The following is a 15210-nucleotide window of genomic DNA, read 5'->3' on the forward strand; positions in this document are numbered from 1 at the left end:
CGCCAGGAGTCGCTGTGGCAGAACCGATCGACGAGTACTTCACCACGGTCGTCTCGTCGCTGACCGCGCCGGACGCCGGGAAATACGATGCGTTGCAGGGGGTTTGCGCCCAGGACTGCATCGACGTGTTCGACGCGCAGCTGGGTAGCCGGCTTCTGGACCTGGCCGCCCGCTGGTTGCGCGCCCAGGGCAAGGGTTTCTACACGATCGGTTCCTCCGGTCACGAGAGCAACGCCGCCGTCGCGGCCGCGCTGCGCCCCACCGACCCGGCGCTGCTGCACTACCGTTCCGGCGGGTTCTTCCTGGCCCGCGCACAGCAGGTGCCAGGCAGCGATCCGCTGCGCGACGTGCTGCTCGGTATGGTCGCGTCCACCGACGAGCCGATCTCGGGCGGACGGCACAAGGTGTTCGGCCGACACGACCTCGCCGTGATCCCCCAGACGTCGACCATCTCCTCGCACCTGCCGCGAGCGGTCGGCGTGGCGTTCGCGATCGTGCGGGCGCGCAAGCTGCAGGCGGACAGCGCATGGCCTGCCGACGCGCTGGCGGTGTGCAGCTTCGGTGATGCGTCGGCCAACCACTCGACCGCCGTCGGCGCGATCAACACCGCGATGCACACCGCCTACCAGGGCATGCCGTTGCCGCTGCTGTTCGTCTGCGAGGACAACGGCATCGGCATCAGCGTCAAGACCCCGCGGGGCTGGATCGCGCGCACCTATCGCGGCCGCGAGGACCTGAGGTACTTCACCGCCGACGGGACGAACCTGCCCGAGGTGCTGACCGTCGCCGGGCAGGCCGCCGAATACGTTCGGGCCAAACGCCGTCCGGCATTCCTGCATCTGCGCACCGTGCGACTGATGGGACATGCCGGCTCGGATTACGAGCCCGGCTACCGCAAGAACGACGAAATCACTGCCGACTACGAACGCGACCCGGTGTTGTGCACCGCGCGCCTCCTCGTCGAGGCGGGCGTGCTCACCCCCGCGCAGGTGCTGGACCGCTGCGAGGCCAAGCGCGCCGAAGTGCTCGCTGTGGCCGAGGAGGTCGCCGACCTGCCGCAACTGGACAGTCCGCGGGCGGTGATGGCGCCGTTGACCGACGCTTTCGACGAGGCGGTGCGGGCCGGGCGCGCCGCCGCGGAGGCCGAACCCGTCGGCACGGAGTCGGCGCCGCTGACGGTGGCCCAGGGCATCAACCGGGCGCTGGCCGATGTGCTGGCCCGGTACCCGGAGGCGATGATCTTCGGCGAGGACGTGGGCCGCAAAGGCGGCGTCTACGGCGTGACGCGCGGGCTGCAGGCCAGGGCCGGTACCGCCCGCGTGTTCGACACCCTGCTCGACGAGCAGTCGATTCTCGGGCTCGCGCTGGGCGCGGGCATCTCGGGGCTGCTGCCGATTCCCGAGATCCAGTACCTGGCGTACCTGCACAACGCGGCCGACCAGATCCGCGGTGAGGGCGCGACGCTGCAGTTCTTCTCCGACCGGCAATACCGCAACCCGATGGTGGTGCGCATCGCCGGCTACGGCTACCAGAAAGGGTTCGGCGGACACTTCCACAACGACAACTCGATCACCGCGATCCGCGACCTGCCCGGCGTGATCGTCGCGTCACCTGCCCGGCCCGACGATGCCGCGGCGATGATGCGCACGTGTGTGGCGGCCGCGCGGGCGGCCGGCGTGGTGTGCTTGTTCCTCGAACCGATCGCGCTGTACCACACCCGCGACCTGCACGACGACGGCGACGATCGATGGCTTGCTCCCGACAGTGGCGGCGCGGTGCCGATCGGACGGGCGCGGGGCTACGGCGCCGGCCGCGATCTGACCATCCTCACCTTCGGCAACGGGCTGCGGATGAGCCTGCGGGTCGCGCGCAGACTCGCCGCACGCGACATCGACGTGCGGGTGGTGGACCTGCGCTGGCTGGCACCGCTTCCGCTGGCCGACATGCTCGCCGAGGCCGAGTTGACCGGTCGGGTGCTCGTGGTCGACGAGACCCGCGAGAGCGGCGGCGTCAGCGAGGGCATCTTGACGGCATTGATCGACCACGGCTACACCGGCGCGCTGGCGCGGGTGGCCAGCCACGACAGCTACATTCCGCTCGGCGACGCTGCGTTAGAGGTGCTGCTGTCCGAGGAGACCGTGGAAGCGGCCGCGATCAAGCTGGTGTCGACCGGCCGCTGACCGCACCTGGAAGCACCGGACGAGGGGTGGTGGCACTTCGTCGACGACGTCGACACGGTCGTCAGCCGGCAGCCGTGAGCGCCTTCGCCAGCACGGGCACGGTCAGTTCACGCTGCCACTGACGCGCAGCCGATCCGCGCAGAAAAGCGTCCACCGCGGCGGTGGTGGCCTCGGTCCCGTCGACAGGCTGCCAGTCCCAACACAACCGGCGCACGAGCTCTGGTGCCAGCAGGTTCTCGACCGGCACCGAGATCTGTTGCGCGAGTGCGGACAGTTCGGTGCGCGCGGCCTCCAGCCGGGCCGCGGCCTCGGGCTTACGACGTGCCCACCGGGACGCCGGCGGGGGACCATTGGACGGCTCCAGGAGATCGGGCAGGTCGCCGGTCCGGGCCCGGGCCAACGCGTCCAGCCACACCTGAGCATTGCGCCGCTGCTTGGATCCACCGAAAATCGGTAGCGCCGTGAGCTTTTCGACGCTGTCCGGGTTCACTGTGGCGGCGTTGACGATCGCGCTGTCGGGCAGGATGCGGCCGGGGGCGATGTCGCGCCGCCGCGCGATCTGGTCGCGGGTGGTCCACAGTTCCCGCACCGCGGCCAACGCGCGCGGATCGCGCACCTTGTGGATGCCCGAGGTCCGCCGCCAGCGATCGCGGCGCGTCGGAGTGGGCTCGACCGTGCGCAGGAACTCGAATTCCTGGGCCGCCCACTCGGACTTGCCCTGCTGCTGCAGCACCTCGTCGATCGCGTGGCGCAGTTCGACGAGAACTTCGACATCCAGCGCCGCGTAATTCAGCCACTCGTCGGGCAACGGGCGCTTCGACCAGTCCGCCGCGCCGTGGCCCTTGGTCAGCTGCAGACCCAGCAGGCGCTGCACCATCGCCGCGAGGTTCACGCGTTCGTAGTTGGCCAGCCGTCCGGCCAGTTCGGTGTCGTAGAGCGACGGGGGCCGCATGCCGATCTCGGCCAGGCACGGCAGATCCTGGTCGGCGGCGTGCAGCACCCATTCGGCGTCGGCGAGCACTTCCGCCACGGGCGCGAGCACCTCGAGGGTGTCGCCGCCGTGGCTGACCGGGTCGATCAGTACCGTGCCCGCCCCCGCCCGCCGGATCTGAACCAGGTAGGCGCGGTTGGAGTACCGGAAGCCCGAGGCCCGCTCGGCATCGATCGCGAAGGGTCCGTGCCCGGCGGCCAGCCGATCCGCGGCCTCGGCGATCTCGTAGCGGCTGACGGACACCCCGGGCACGCCCTCGCGGGGGGTCAGCAGCGGTTCGGCATCGGGGACCTGCTCGTCGGCGCCGTCGGTGTGGTGGGCGTCGTCGGCGTCCAGCGACGAGCCTGGCGTGTCGGAATCGGACATATGGTTCAGGCGCGGGTGCGGGAACTCAGGTCGGTCACCCCGGTGGGCGGCAGTCCCGCGGCGTGTTCGAGCACCTCGCAGAACGCCTCCACATGGGGGCCGAGTTCGAGGTCGGTGGCAGTCCAGGAGGCGCGCAGCTCCAACTGGTGGGCACGCGGCGGGCCCGAGATGTCCCCGTAGCGCACCGACGTGGTCGCGGTGACGGTGCCGCCCAGCGCGGTGACGTGGTCGCCGCGCGCGGCGAGCGCGTCGACGAGCCAACTCCATGCCACCTCGGGCAGCAGCGGATCAACGGCTTCCGAGGAGTCCAGGTCGGCCTGGATGTAGGCAACGAGGCGCATCGTGCCGTCCCAGGCGTCGGCGCCCTCGGGGTCGTGCAGCAGGATCAGCCGGCCGAATGCGTCACCCTCGGAACGTTCGGGGATGATCGCCGTCTCGGCGTGCTTGACCTCGGCGCCCAGCGCATAACTGAACGGCGCCAGGCGTTGCGGCGGCCGGATCGGGCCCAGCTCGATCTCCGGCCGTACGGTGGTGGCATTCATCGCCGCCACCGCTTCACGGAATGGAGCCGGTTCGGCGGTGGTCACGTCGTTTGACGCTAGCGGATTCGGCCAGGTCTGTGCTCATGGCGCGCCGATTCGGGCATCAGCGGGCATGGCAGCATGGTGGGCGATGAACACGCGCCGTGAGCTGCCCGAATCCCCGTACCTGGCCGCCGTCGCCGGTCGCAAGCCGCTCCGGGTGCCGGTGTGGCTGATGCGACAGGCGGGCCGGTCGCTGCCCGAGTACCGGGAACTGCGGGCCAAGAACACCATGATGCAGGCCTGTTTCGACGCCGACCTGATCACTGAGATCACGCTGCAGCCGGTGCGCAGGCATGGTGTCGATGCGGCCATTCTGTTCTCCGACATCGTGGTTCCGCTGCGGGCCGCCGGGATCGACCTCGACATCGTCCCCGACGTCGGACCGGTGATCGCGCATCCGATCCGCACGGCCGGCGACGTCGCCGGGATCCGCCCGCTGGAACCGGGCCAGGTGGCTCCGGTGGCCACCGCGGTGGGCCAGCTGGTCGCCGAGCTGGGCGACGTCCCGTTGATCGGGTTCGCCGGCGCGCCGTTCACTCTGGCGTCCTACCTGGTCGAGGGCGGGCCGAGCCGCAACCACGAACGCACCAAGGCGATGATGTTCGGCGAGACCGACACATGGCACGCGTTGATGGCCGCGCTGACCGACGTCACGATCGCGTTCCTGCGCACCCAGGTCGAGGCCGGGGTGGATGCCATCCAGGTGTTCGATTCGTGGGCGGGCACGCTGTCGCTGGCGGACTACCGGGCGTACGTGCTGCCGCACAGCGCGCGCGTGTTCGCGTCGCTGGCCGGGTACGGGGTGCCGATGACGCACTTCGGGGTCGGCACCGCCGAGCTGCTGGGCGCCATGTCCGAGGCTGTCACCGGTCATGGAGTGCCCGCCGTGGTGGGCGTCGACTGGCGCACGGCGCTGCACGACGCCGCGACGCGGGTGCGGCCCGGAACTGCGCTGCAGGGCAACCTGGACCCGGTGCTGCTGCTGGCCGGCTGGCCCGTGGTCGACCGTGCGGTGCGCGCGGTGGTGGAGGACGGCAGGCGGGCGATCGACGCCGGCGCGGTCGGGCATGTGTTCAACCTTGGGCACGGCGTGCTGCCGGCCACCGATCCCGCCGTGATCACCGACGCCGTGGCGCTGGTGCACGAGCTGTGAGCGCGGCGGCTCCGCTGCGGTACTGCGTCGTCGGCGGCGGTATCTCGGGTCTGGCCGCGGCGTACCGGTTGCGCGTCGCCGCAGGCCCCGATGCGTCGATCACGGTGCTCGACCCCGCCGACCGGCTGGGTGGGGTGCTGCGCACCGAACGTGTCGGCGGGCAACTCCTCGACGTCGGCGCGGAGGCGTTCGTCGCCCGTCGACCGGAAGTGCCGGCTCTGCTCAACGAGCTCGGGCTGGCCGGCCGACAGATCGCCACCTCGGGTGCACGGCCGCTGATCTACAGCGGGGGCAGGCTGCACCAGCTGCCCGCGGACACCGTGCAGGGCATTCCGTCGCGGCCGACCGCGTTGACCGGTTTGGTCGACGACGCCACCATCCGGTGGATGCTCGACGAGCCGCGGCGACCCTTCACCTGGCGGCAGGGCGCCGACCCGTCGGTGGCGGAGCTCGTCGGTGACCGGTTCGGCGAGCAGGTCGTGATCCGCTCGGTCGACCCGCTGCTGGGCGGGGTGTACGCCGGCTCCGCGGCGACCATCGGCATCCGCGCGGGCGCACCGACGGTCGCCGCGGCCCTCGACGGCGGGGCGCGCAATCTGACCGAGGCGGTGTCGCTGGCGCTGCCGCCGCCCCAGCCCGGCTCGGTGTTCGGCGCCATCGACGGCGGCTACCAGGTGCTGGTCGACGAACTGGTGCGGCAGGCGGATCTGGACTGGGCGCAGGTCGCGGCGCACACCGTGCGCCCGGCGGGCAGCGGTTGGGAGGTGGTCGACGACGAGGGCGTCCGCTGGCCGGCCGACGCCGTGGTGCTCGCGGTGCCCGCACCGCGGCTGCCGGCGCTGATCGCCGACCTCGCCCCGCAGACCGCGGCGGCGGCCCGCCGGATCCCGGTGGCGTCGGCGGCGGTCGTGGCGCTGGCGCTGCCGGGCGGCACCCCACTGCCCGAACAGTCCGGGGTGCTCGTCGCCGGCCCCGGCCGGTTGCGCACCAAGGCGGTCACGCTGTCGTCGCGCAAGTGGGGACGACGGGCCAACGTGGAGATGGTGCGGCTGTCCTACGGCCGCTTCGGCGATGATCTCGCGGGCAGCACTGGCGACGAGGACCTGCTGACCTGGGCGGCGCAGGATCTGACGACGTTGTTCGGCATCACGGTGGAACCCGTCGACGCGCGCGTGGTCCGCTGGATCGACGCGATGCCGCAGTACGGTCCGGGGCACGCCGCGCTGGTCGCCGAGCTGCGCGCCGGGCTGCCCAGGGGGCTCGCGGTCGCCGGCGCCTACCTGGACGGCATCGGTGTGCCCGCGTGTGTCGCGGCGGCGACCCGGGCGGTGGCCGCGCTGATGGTCGGCCCAGCGCCCGCCGCCCGATGACGTGCTGGATCACAGCCGTGTGCGTGGCACGATAGGCGCATGGCCAAGCTCGATTACGACGAACTGAACTCGACGATCCGCTACCTGATGTTCTCGGTGTTCGCGGTGAAACCGGGTGTGCTCGACACCGCGGATGACGCCCGGGCAGCCGTCGTCGACGAGACCGCGACCTTCCTGAAACGGCAGGAGGATTCGGGAGTGGTCGTGCGCGGCCTCTACGACGTCGCCGGGATGCGCGCGGACGCCGATTTCATGATGTGGACCCACGCGCCGACCGTCGAGGCTCTGCAGAAGACCTACTCGGATTTGCGGCGCACCACCGCGCTGGGCCGGGCGTCCGCCCCGGTGTGGAGCAACGTGGCGCTGCACCGGCCGGCCGAGTTCAACAAGAGCCACATCCCGGCGTTTCTGGCCGGCGAGGAGCCCGGCGCCTACATCTGCGTCTACCCGTTCGTGCGGTCCCTGGAGTGGTACCTGCTTCCCGACGACGAGCGTCGCCGCATGCTCGCCGAGCACGGGATGGCCGCGCGCGGCTACAAGGACGTGCGCGCAAACACGGTGCCGGCGTTCGCGCTCGGCGACTACGAATGGCTGCTGGCGTTCGAGGCGCCGGAACTGCACCGCATCGTCGACCTGATGCGGGATCTGCGGGCCACGGACGCGCGCCGTCACGTGCGCGAGGAGACGCCGTTCTTCACCGGCCCGCGGGTGTCGGTCGAGCAGCTGGTGGCCGCGCTGCCCTGATGCGGCAGCCGGCCATCGCCGTCACGACGGCCCAGGTGTCAGGACTGCTGTGACTCCGTCGGCACCAGCCGCAGCGAGATCGAGTTGATGCAGTAGCGCTGATCGGTCGGGGTCGGGTAGCCCTCACCCTCGAAGACGTGGCCCAGGTGACTGTGGCAGTTGGCGCACAGCACCTCGACCCGGCGCATGCCCAGCGAGTCGTCGCGCCGCAGGATCACCGCGTCAGAATCGGCCGGGTCGAAGAACGACGGCCAGCCGCAGTGCGACTCGAACTTCTCGGTGCTGCGGAACAATTCGGCGCCGCAGGCGCGGCACTGGTATACACCCTCGGTCTTGGTGTCGGTGTACTCACCGGTGAACGGACGCTCGGTACCGGCCCGCCGCAGCACCGCGAACTCCTGCGGCGTCAGCCGTTCGCGCCATTGGTCGTCGGTGAGTTCGAGCTTGGGACCTGTCATGGGTTTCAGGCTACTCGGACGACTTGACCGCCGGGGCCAGCTGCTTCATCCACGGCGGATCGATGCCCTCGTCGAGGCGGCCGTCCCGTTTGGCGTCGAGGTAGCGGAACAACAGCACGGAGAAGATCACCACCGCCATCAGCGACCAGCCGAAGGTGATCTTCAGGTATTCCAGTGCGCGCCCGGTCGACGGAAGCTGCCACAGCAGCCAGCGGTCCATGGTCAGGAACCCGTACGCAGCCAGCCAGGCCACCCAGTTGCGGATCACCGAATTGGGCAGCACCACGGTCATCAGGAACGGGAACAGCACGATCGAGTAGTAGCCCTGCCCCAGCGACAGCACCAGCCAGGAGGTCACCAGCAGCACTCCGGACGAGGTCAGCATCCAGAAGAACGGATCGCGGGTTCGGTAGTAGCGGTACAGCAGCCACAGCGCGATCACGCCGAGCACCACAAACGTGACCCGCAGCGCCATGATCAGCCACATCGGCAGGCCGTAGTAGATGCCGTTGCCCAGGATGGAGCTGTTGAAGTAGTCGCGGGTGGACAGGATGTACGGCACCGTGCGGGTAACGAAGTTCATCGGGTCGCTGATCAGCGGCCAGGCCGCGAGGTTGAACGCGACCGGCACCAGGAACGCGGTCACCAGCGCCCGCCACTGCCGGTTCAGCAGCGGCAGCAGCAGCAGCGGCGCGATCAGCGGTTTGACCACCAGGGTCAGGCCGATGGCTACCCCGGCCCACCATTCGTGGCTGCGGTTGCCGTCCAGCAGCCACCGGAAGAACAGCACCTCCAGCAGCAGGATGACGCCGTTGATGTTGCCGAACACCAGTGTGTTGGTGACGCTTTCGGTGCAGAACATCGCCAGCAGCAGCGCCGGCGCCGCCACCGAGGACAGCGTGTAGTTGAACAGCCGCAGAAGGAAATAGCCGGCCAGGATGATCGCGACGGTATTGAAGAAGATGAACCAGTTGCGCGACGCGACCTCGGGCAAATAGCCGAACGGCGCGATGATCAGCGTGCCGCCCGGGGGATAGAGGTAGTGCGGGTCGACGTGGTCGAAGTGCTCGTTGTAGATGTCCCAGCCGAACTTGAAGTTGATGACAGCCCGGTAGACGGGCGCGAAGTCGTCGGTGATGTAGCGGTTGAAGACGAGCACGTAGCTGCGGTGGATCACCGCCATGATGGCCAACGGCCACAGGATGGATCGCAGCACCGACGCCGTGGTGGGAGGTGTCGTGCGAGGCCGGAAAACCGTCAGAACAAGATCGCGCACGCCCCGCACCGTACCGCAGGGTTCCCAGGGAACCGTCAGGCCGGGCAGTACGTGTCGGTGGACGGAAGCTGACCGGTCTTGAGGTATTCGATCGCGGGGGGCAGGGCGCAGGGCGAGTAGATCGTCGCGCCGTGTCCGATGCCCTGCCACATCACCCGCCGGTTCGCCGAGCCGGCGTTGATGGCGGTGGCGGCCACGGCCGCGACGCCTTCGTTGCCGACGATCGGGTCGTTCTGCACGCCCAGCAGCAGGGTCGGGATCTCCAGGCCGCTGGGCTCTTTCGGGGCGCTGCCGCTGGGCCAGTTGAGGCACTTGACCATGTCCAACGCACCCACGGTGCCGAACTGCGGATACATCTTGCCCCACGCGACCACGAGTTCCCGGACCCGATCGGGGGTGGGCCGGTTCAGTGCGTCGCTGCAGGTGTTGACGAACTGTCCGTCGGTCTGGCGCAGGGTCTCGGCCTGGTTGATGAGGTTGTTGAATCGGTTGGTGTCGCCGTTGCGGGCGTCGGCGACGGCCAGTGCGAGCTCGTTGCCCGCGTCGACGCGGCCGGCGCGCGGGTAGCCCAGCGCGGTCGAGATGGCGTGGGCGACCGCGGCCACCGACGCCCCGCCGGGTCCGCGGCCCGCGCGCGCGTCGGCGAGCAGCGCGTCGACCGCACCCAACGGATCGGGCCCGGCCGGACAGTTGGTGGCCAGGCACTGGGTGGCCCACGCGTCGAGCGCGGCCTGTTCGCCCTTGACCCGCTGTTCGGTCGCGGCTTCAGCCGAGATTCCCAGCGGCAGCGGCGAGTCCAGCAGCAGGCGGGCGACCTTGTTCGGATGCGACCCCGCGTAGGCCAGCGCCACCTGGGCGCCGTTGCCGATGCCGAGCAGGGCCAGTGCGGGCACGTCCCAGGTGGTGCGCAGCCGTTCGATGTCCTCGGCGGCATGCGCGTTGTCGTAGGCCGAGTCACCCGGGGCGATGGTGTCGGTGCAGCTGGTCGTCGCGGTCATGGTGATCGCTGCCAGGTTGGCGACGGGATCGTCGCCGGCCTGGAACTGGGCCTGCTCGAACATCTCCTGCCGGTCGAACAGGTCGCGGCAGTCCAGCGCCCCGGACATGCCGATGCCGCGGCGGTCCACCGACACGATCGGGTGGCTCGCGAGGACGTCGGCGCCCGCCCGGGACAGCCATACCGGCAGCTGCACCGATGACGGCACGTCCGAGCCTGTGGTCATCACGAGCGGGCCGGCGTCGGCGGGGGTCTGCACGGACGTCGCGCGCACCACGCCGATGCTCACGGTGCCGGTGGCGCCGTTGATCGGATCCAGGTCCGCGTCGTAGCTGGCGCAGTCGAGCTTCACCCCCGGCAGCGCTTCCACGGCCGCGGCGGCGAACACCCGCGAGGTGCAGTCCCGCCAGGAGAGGTCGTTCTTCGGAGCCTCGACGGCGGGCGGTCCGGCGGGTTGGTCGCTGGTTTGCGGCTCACCCTGGGGGCCGGCGCCGGAGTCGGTCGCGAAGCGGGGGTTGGCGGCCAGGCCGGGGGAGCAGGCCGCCAGCGGGAGCACGACGGCCATCGACAGCACGACAGCCGGCACCAGACGACGCATGGGCACCACAGTACTGACCGGCGGGTATCTAGCTGCCGCGGCCGAGCCGCGAATCTAGCTGCCGCGGCCGAGCCGGTCGCGGATGTAGCGCAGGTACAGATAACCGCGGTCGTCGGTGAGCGCGTGCAGCAGTTCCATGTCGCTGTGCACCTCGCCGGGGCCGGTGACGATCCGGTTCGCCTCGCCGCCGACGAGCACCGGCGCGACCGTCAGGCACAGTTCGTCGAGCAGGTCCGCCTCGGTGAACATGCCGAGGATGGCCGGACCGCCTTCGGTGAGCACCCGCAGCAGACCGCGCTCGGCAAGCATCTGCAGCGCGGTGCGCAGGTCCACCGATCGCGGGTCGGCGCCGGAGGCGTCGAGCACCTCGGCGAGCCGGCCCAGTCGCCGGCGGGTGTCGTCGAGTGCGTCGGAGGTCGTCAGGATCAGCGGCGTCACCTCGGTGCGGTGGAAGAGCTTGAGGTCATGGTCGAGCTGCCCGGAGCGGGTGAGGACAGCGATCGGCGGCACCTCCGACTGACCCCTGCGCTGCCGCTCGAGGCGCGCGGCGGCGCCGAGCTGCGCGCCCGAGTAGTTCTCCACCCGCACCGTGGACGCCCCCACCAGGATGACGTCGGCGTGTTCGCGCAGCGCCGCGAACAGCGCGCGGTCCCCGGCACCGCCGAGCTCGCCGGATTTACCGCCGCTGGTCGCGCCGCCGTCGGCGGAGGCGATCATGTTGGCGCGCACCCAGCAGGACCGCAGCCCGTCGGGGTAGGTGTAGCGCGCTGCGAGATCGGCCGGACCGAGTTCCCCCACGCGGCCCAACAGTGTGAACTGCGTCCCGTCAGCGTCGCCGGACATACGAAGAATCACAGCACGCCGATAGGGTGCGTGCATGCACGGGTCCAGTGATGTCGCACATCTGGTAGATCGGCAGCCCAGCGTCACACCGGAACGTCTGATCGCTCAGCTGATCCCGCCGCCCACATTCGCCGACGTGAGCTTCGACAGCTACCGCCCCGATCCAGCCGAACCGACGCAGGCCGCGGCGGTGCAGACCTGCCGGCAGTTCTGCGAGCAGGCCGAGCAGCGGCGCGCCGGCAAGAAGAAGCTGTTCGGCAAGCGGGAGGTGTTGCCCGGGGTCGGGGTGTACCTCGACGGTGGGTTCGGCGTCGGCAAGACCCACCTGCTGGCCTCGTCCTACTACGCGGTGTCCGGCCAGAAGGCGTTCGCGACGTTCGGTGAGTTAACACAGTTGGCCGGGGTGTTCGGTTTCATCGAGTGCATCGACCTGCTCTCCGACTACGTGCTGGTGTGCATCGACGAGTTCGAGCTCGACGACCCTGGCAACACCACGCTGATCTCGCGGCTGCTGTCCGCGCTTGTCGAGCGCGGCGTGTCGGTTGCCGCGACGTCGAACACGCTGCCCGAGCAGCTCGGGGAGGGGCGCTTCGCGGCGCAGGATTTCCTGCGCGAGATCCACACGCTGGCAGCGATGTTCACCACCGTGCGGATCGAGGGCCCGGACTACCGGCACCGCGATCTGCCGCCGGCGCCCGAGCCGCGGACCGACGCCGAGGTGGCCGAGCGGGCCGCGGAGGTGTCGGGCGCGACGCTCGACGACTTCGACGCGCTGTGCGCACACCTGGCCACGATGCACCCGTCCCGGTACCTGACGTTGATCGAAGGCGTGGCGGCGGTGTTCATCACCGGGGTGCACCCGATCGACGACCAGAACGTGGCGCTGCGGCTGGTGTCGCTGACCGACCGCCTCTACGACGCGGGCATCCCGGTTGTCGCGTCGGGCACCAAGCTCGACACCATCTTCAGCGACGAGATGCTCGCGGGCGGCTTCCGGAAGAAATACCTGCGGGCCACGTCCCGCCTGCTGGCGCTGACCGCGGCCGGTCAGGCCGGCCGCACCATCACGTAGTCCTGCTCCCAATGGGCGCCGAGACGGAACCGCTTAGTGCCCGCGACGGCGAAGCCGTGCTTGGCGTAGAAGCGCTGTGCGCGTTCGTTGCGCTGGTTCACCCCGAGCCACACGGACGCCGCGCCGAGCGTGTCCGCGTGCCGCAGCGCCGCGGTCATCAGCGCGGCGGCGGTGCCCGCGCCGTGAACCTCGGGCAGCACGTACATCTTGGACAGCTCCACCGTGGGGTGGGCGGTGACCGCCTCCGCGACGTCGGGGTCGTCGGGCACGCCGCGGATCATCATGGCGTAGCCGAGAATCCGACCCTCCTCGACGGCGGTGAGAACCGCTCGGTGCGGGTCGGCGAGGTACTCGGTGAACCGCTCGGGGGACAGGTTCTCGGTGATGAACGCCGCGATGTCGCCGGGTTCCGCCGAGGGCGGGCATGCCAGCGGGAAGGTGCGCGCGGCGACGTCGGCGAGTTCGGCGACGCGATCGGTGCCGGCGGGCTCGACTCTCAGCCGACGTTCCATTGGGCCAGGCGGAATCCGGTGATCTTGTCCAGCAGCACGACGTTGGACACCAGGTCGCGGTAGCAGTCCCACCAGACTCCGCCGGTGAACGGCCGGCCCGCCACGGCGCTTTGCATCATGTGCTGCAGCGCGTCAGGGGCGTCGCTGTTGCGTGACTCGTAGGCGTCGCCGGTCGGGGTGACGCCGCGGAACGAGAACGTGATCGCCATCGCGTACGGCGTCGGCATCTGGATCGGGGTGACGGTGATGTCGGCCCGGTAGACCTGGTAGCGCGGCGCGCGCGGCGGATAGCCGAAGCCGGGCGGCGGGGGCGACGGCAGGATGTTGTTCACCGATACGTCGGCGACCAGGCCTTCGTATTCGACGCGCAGCGTCTCACCGAGACGCCCGATCGGAATGTCGGCCGCCGACGCCGTCGGTGCGGCGACACCGCCCAGGGCCGCCAGGGTGGCGAGCAGGAGTACGAGCCAGCGACGCATGCTTGGCATGATCGCACACCGGCGCCGGGCACTGGATGGTCTTGCCCGTCAGGACGCCCAGGGGCCGACGCCGCCGATCTTGTCGATGCGGATTCTGGTCAGGTATCCGGGCGGTGCGTCCGGTGGCGGGAAGCCCGAGTCCGGGGCGGACAGCGTCTGGGCCAGTTGCTCCAACAGTTCGGGTGCGCCACCTTCGACCACCCGGGCGGTCCCGGTGATCGCCAGGTAGGGGCGCATCGCTTTTCCGACACCCTCGGGCGAGAGGATCGTGAGCGCCACCCGGGGATCGCGTCGCACGTTGCGGACCTTCTGATGCTCGGCGAGGTGCGCGGTGACGAGTTCGTCGCCGTCCGGGGTGGACTGCAGGGCGACCCAGACGAGGGTGATCTGCGGGCTGCCGTCGGGGTTCAGGGTGACCAGCGTTGCGTCTGCGCCGTTGCCGATGAGCTCGCGGGCGGCGTCGTTGAGTTTCATGCCACGTTCTACGCGGGTGCGGTGCCGTTCATTCCGTGGTTTCCATTGCCAGCAGCGCGGTCTTGGCGCGGGCGCCGCCGACGTACTGTCCGGTGCCACCACCGTCCGAACGCACCACGCGGTGGCAGGGGATGACCACGGGCAGGGGGTTACGGGCGCAGGCGGTGCCGACCGCGCGGACGGCGCGAGGGTTGCCGACGGCGGCGGCGACCTGGGCATAACTTTCTCGGTGCCCGTATCCGATTTTGCGCAGATGCTCGATGACGTCGCGGCGGAACCCGCCGGTCAGGCGCAGGTCCACCGGAAGGTCGAAGCTGGTGCGCCGCTTGCCGAAGTACTCGTCGAGCTGGCGGGCGACGGGATCCAGCCGGGCCGGGGCGTGCAGGATGCGCGGGCTCAGCGTCTCGGCGAGCCTGGCCAGCACCGCGTCGTGGATCTCGACGTCGAACGCGACCCTGACCAGCCCGGCCGGGGTGGCCGCCAGCAGCAGGGTGCCGACGGGGGAGTCGACCGTGCGGTAGGCGAGGTCGAGGATTCCGTCGGCATCGGCCGCCGAGGCCAGGCTGCGGTGCAGGCGGGTCAGCGTGTCGCCGTCGTCTGGGGCTGATAGGTCGAACATGGTGGCGATCATGGGGTTTCGTCCTCTCGGTAGTGCGCCCGCAGGTTCCGGATGCCGTCGGCGGCGGCGCGGCGGGCCGCGGCGGGACTGTTGCCGAGGATGGTGGCGATCTCGCTGAACGGCAGTCCGGCGATGTGGTGGTAGGCCACCGCGTGCCGCTGCTTGTCGGGGAGACGCTGCAACGCCGCCCACAGATCCCCGTCGCGGCGTGCCGGGTCGGCCGTGACGTCGGCGCGCTCGGGCAGCGCGGCGACGGGCACGGCGCGTCGGTTGCGGGCCCGCCCGGCATCGACAGCGCGCCGGTGCGCGATGGTGACCAGCCAGGCCTCGACGTTGGCGTCCTCAGGCAGGCCGGGGTAGGCCCGCAGCGCCGACAGGAACGTCTCGGACCAGGCGTCCTCGGCGTCGTCCGGGCCGACGACCGCTCGGCACACCCGCAACACGGTGGCGCCGTGGCGGGCCACGATCTCTTCGAACGGTCGCACCTTCACATC

16 protein-coding genes are annotated in these 15210 nt (G+C 70.5%); 5 read left to right on the forward strand and 11 right to left on the reverse strand.

Going from position 1 to position 15210, the window contains the following annotated elements:
* Window positions 1-14 precede the first annotated feature (14 nt).
* On the forward strand, window positions 15-2180 hold the full coding sequence (locus KXD97_RS19830; protein WP_260751808.1) for a thiamine pyrophosphate-dependent enzyme: 2166 nt from the start codon (window positions 15-17) through the stop codon (window positions 2178-2180).
* Between the two features lie 61 nt (window positions 2181-2241).
* Here KXD97_RS19830 and KXD97_RS19835 read toward each other — a convergent pair whose 3' ends face one another.
* Both KXD97_RS19835 and KXD97_RS19840 read right to left on the reverse strand, forming a co-directional pair.
* Complete coding sequence (locus tag KXD97_RS19835; RefSeq protein ID WP_260751809.1) at window positions 2242-3537, reverse strand: ribonuclease D; 1296 nt, start codon at window positions 3535-3537, stop codon at window positions 2242-2244.
* 5 nt (window positions 3538-3542) lie between these two features.
* On the reverse strand, window positions 3543-4124 hold the full coding sequence (locus KXD97_RS19840; protein WP_396884457.1) for a DUF3000 domain-containing protein: 582 nt from the start codon (window positions 4122-4124) through the stop codon (window positions 3543-3545).
* An 85-nt stretch (window positions 4125-4209) separates the two neighbouring features.
* Between KXD97_RS19840 and hemE the strand changes: the two genes are divergently transcribed.
* The 3 genes from hemE to hemQ are packed head-to-tail and all read left to right on the forward strand — an operon-like array spanning window position 4210 to window position 7388.
* The gene (hemE, locus tag KXD97_RS19845; RefSeq protein ID WP_260751810.1) at window positions 4210-5274 is read left to right on the forward strand and encodes a uroporphyrinogen decarboxylase; all 1065 of its coding nucleotides are present in this window, start codon (window positions 4210-4212) and stop codon (window positions 5272-5274) included.
* Window positions 5271-6644: a protoporphyrinogen oxidase gene (locus KXD97_RS19850; protein ID WP_260751812.1), complete on the forward strand. Its 1374-nt coding sequence runs from the start codon at window positions 5271-5273 to the stop codon at window positions 6642-6644. The genes hemE and KXD97_RS19850 overlap by 4 nt, the downstream gene beginning before the upstream one ends.
* 39 nt (window positions 6645-6683) lie before the next feature.
* Entirely contained in the window at window positions 6684-7388 is a 705-nt protein-coding gene (hemQ, locus tag KXD97_RS19855; RefSeq protein ID WP_260751813.1) for a hydrogen peroxide-dependent heme synthase, read from the forward strand.
* Window positions 7389-7426: 38 nt separating this feature from the next.
* Here hemQ and msrB read toward each other — a convergent pair whose 3' ends face one another.
* From msrB to KXD97_RS19875, 4 genes are read right to left on the reverse strand one after another with little or no spacing between them, the layout of a single operon-like run.
* Window positions 7427-7846: a peptide-methionine (R)-S-oxide reductase MsrB gene (gene msrB, locus KXD97_RS19860; protein WP_260751814.1), complete on the reverse strand. Its 420-nt coding sequence runs from the start codon at window positions 7844-7846 to the stop codon at window positions 7427-7429.
* A 10-nt stretch (window positions 7847-7856) separates the two neighbouring features.
* Complete coding sequence (gene aftC, locus KXD97_RS19865) at window positions 7857-9122, reverse strand: arabinofuranan 3-O-arabinosyltransferase (RefSeq protein WP_260751820.1); 1266 nt, start codon at window positions 9120-9122, stop codon at window positions 7857-7859.
* A 35-nt stretch (window positions 9123-9157) separates the two neighbouring features.
* Complete coding sequence (locus KXD97_RS19870; protein WP_260751821.1) at window positions 9158-10717, reverse strand: alpha/beta hydrolase; 1560 nt, start codon at window positions 10715-10717, stop codon at window positions 9158-9160.
* A 54-nt stretch (window positions 10718-10771) separates the two neighbouring features.
* A complete protein-coding gene (locus KXD97_RS19875) occupies window positions 10772-11560 on the reverse strand; it encodes a pyrimidine reductase family protein (RefSeq protein WP_260751822.1) in 789 nt (262 codons plus the stop codon).
* Between the two features lie 34 nt (window positions 11561-11594).
* On the opposite strand from KXD97_RS19875, the gene zapE reads away from it, so the two are divergent.
* Window positions 11595-12632, forward strand: a complete 1038-nt coding sequence (zapE, locus tag KXD97_RS19880; RefSeq protein ID WP_260751830.1) for a cell division protein ZapE — start codon at window positions 11595-11597, stop codon at window positions 12630-12632.
* On the opposite strand, the gene KXD97_RS19885 is transcribed toward zapE, so the two are convergent.
* Genes KXD97_RS19885 through KXD97_RS19905 form a run of 5 tightly spaced genes read right to left on the reverse strand, consistent with a single transcriptional unit; the run spans window position 12608 to window position 15207 of the window.
* Complete coding sequence (locus KXD97_RS19885) at window positions 12608-13144, reverse strand: GNAT family N-acetyltransferase (protein WP_260751831.1); 537 nt, start codon at window positions 13142-13144, stop codon at window positions 12608-12610. The genes zapE and KXD97_RS19885 overlap by 25 nt on opposite strands.
* The gene (locus tag KXD97_RS19890) at window positions 13129-13623 is read right to left on the reverse strand and encodes a hypothetical protein (RefSeq protein WP_260751833.1); all 495 of its coding nucleotides are present in this window, start codon (window positions 13621-13623) and stop codon (window positions 13129-13131) included. Before KXD97_RS19890 ends, KXD97_RS19885 begins: the two co-directional genes overlap by 16 nt.
* 48 nt (window positions 13624-13671) lie before the next feature.
* Complete coding sequence (locus KXD97_RS19895; RefSeq protein WP_260751834.1) at window positions 13672-14097, reverse strand: PPOX class F420-dependent oxidoreductase; 426 nt, start codon at window positions 14095-14097, stop codon at window positions 13672-13674.
* A 28-nt stretch (window positions 14098-14125) separates the two neighbouring features.
* Window positions 14126-14728: a methylated-DNA--[protein]-cysteine S-methyltransferase gene (locus tag KXD97_RS19900; RefSeq protein ID WP_260751835.1), complete on the reverse strand. Its 603-nt coding sequence runs from the start codon at window positions 14726-14728 to the stop codon at window positions 14126-14128.
* Window positions 14725-15207, reverse strand: a complete 483-nt coding sequence (locus KXD97_RS19905; protein ID WP_260751836.1) for an RNA polymerase sigma factor — start codon at window positions 15205-15207, stop codon at window positions 14725-14727. Before KXD97_RS19905 ends, KXD97_RS19900 begins: the two co-directional genes overlap by 4 nt.
* Between the last annotated feature and the right edge of the window lie 3 nt (window positions 15208-15210).

Origin of the sequence: Mycobacterium sp. SMC-8, from assembly GCF_025263565.1 — a bacterium.
Classification (GTDB): domain Bacteria; phylum Actinomycetota; class Actinomycetes; order Mycobacteriales; family Mycobacteriaceae; genus Mycobacterium.

Excerpts from the sequence above, each read along its gene's own strand:
- KXD97_RS19835 (WP_260751809.1), bottom strand. The coding sequence starts at position 3,537 with ATGTCCGATTCCGACACGCCAGGCTCGTCGCTGGACGCCGACGACGCC.
- KXD97_RS19870 (WP_260751821.1), bottom strand. The coding sequence starts at position 10,717 with ATGCGTCGTCTGGTGCCGGCTGTCGTGCTGTCGATGGCCGTCGTGCTC.
- KXD97_RS19900 (WP_260751835.1), bottom strand. The coding sequence starts at position 14,728 with ATGATCGCCACCATGTTCGACCTATCAGCCCCAGACGACGGCGACACG.
- zapE (WP_260751830.1), top strand. The coding sequence starts at position 11,595 with ATGCACGGGTCCAGTGATGTCGCACATCTGGTAGATCGGCAGCCCAGC.
- hemQ (WP_260751813.1), top strand. The coding sequence starts at position 6,684 with ATGGCCAAGCTCGATTACGACGAACTGAACTCGACGATCCGCTACCTG.
- KXD97_RS19875 (WP_260751822.1), bottom strand. The coding sequence starts at position 11,560 with ATGTCCGGCGACGCTGACGGGACGCAGTTCACACTGTTGGGCCGCGTG.
- hemE (WP_260751810.1), top strand. The coding sequence starts at position 4,210 with ATGAACACGCGCCGTGAGCTGCCCGAATCCCCGTACCTGGCCGCCGTC.
- KXD97_RS19895 (WP_260751834.1), bottom strand. The coding sequence starts at position 14,097 with ATGAAACTCAACGACGCCGCCCGCGAGCTCATCGGCAACGGCGCAGAC.
- KXD97_RS19885 (WP_260751831.1), bottom strand. The coding sequence starts at position 13,144 with ATGGAACGTCGGCTGAGAGTCGAGCCCGCCGGCACCGATCGCGTCGCC.
- msrB (WP_260751814.1), bottom strand. The coding sequence starts at position 7,846 with ATGACAGGTCCCAAGCTCGAACTCACCGACGACCAATGGCGCGAACGG.
- KXD97_RS19890 (WP_260751833.1), bottom strand. The coding sequence starts at position 13,623 with ATGCGTCGCTGGCTCGTACTCCTGCTCGCCACCCTGGCGGCCCTGGGC.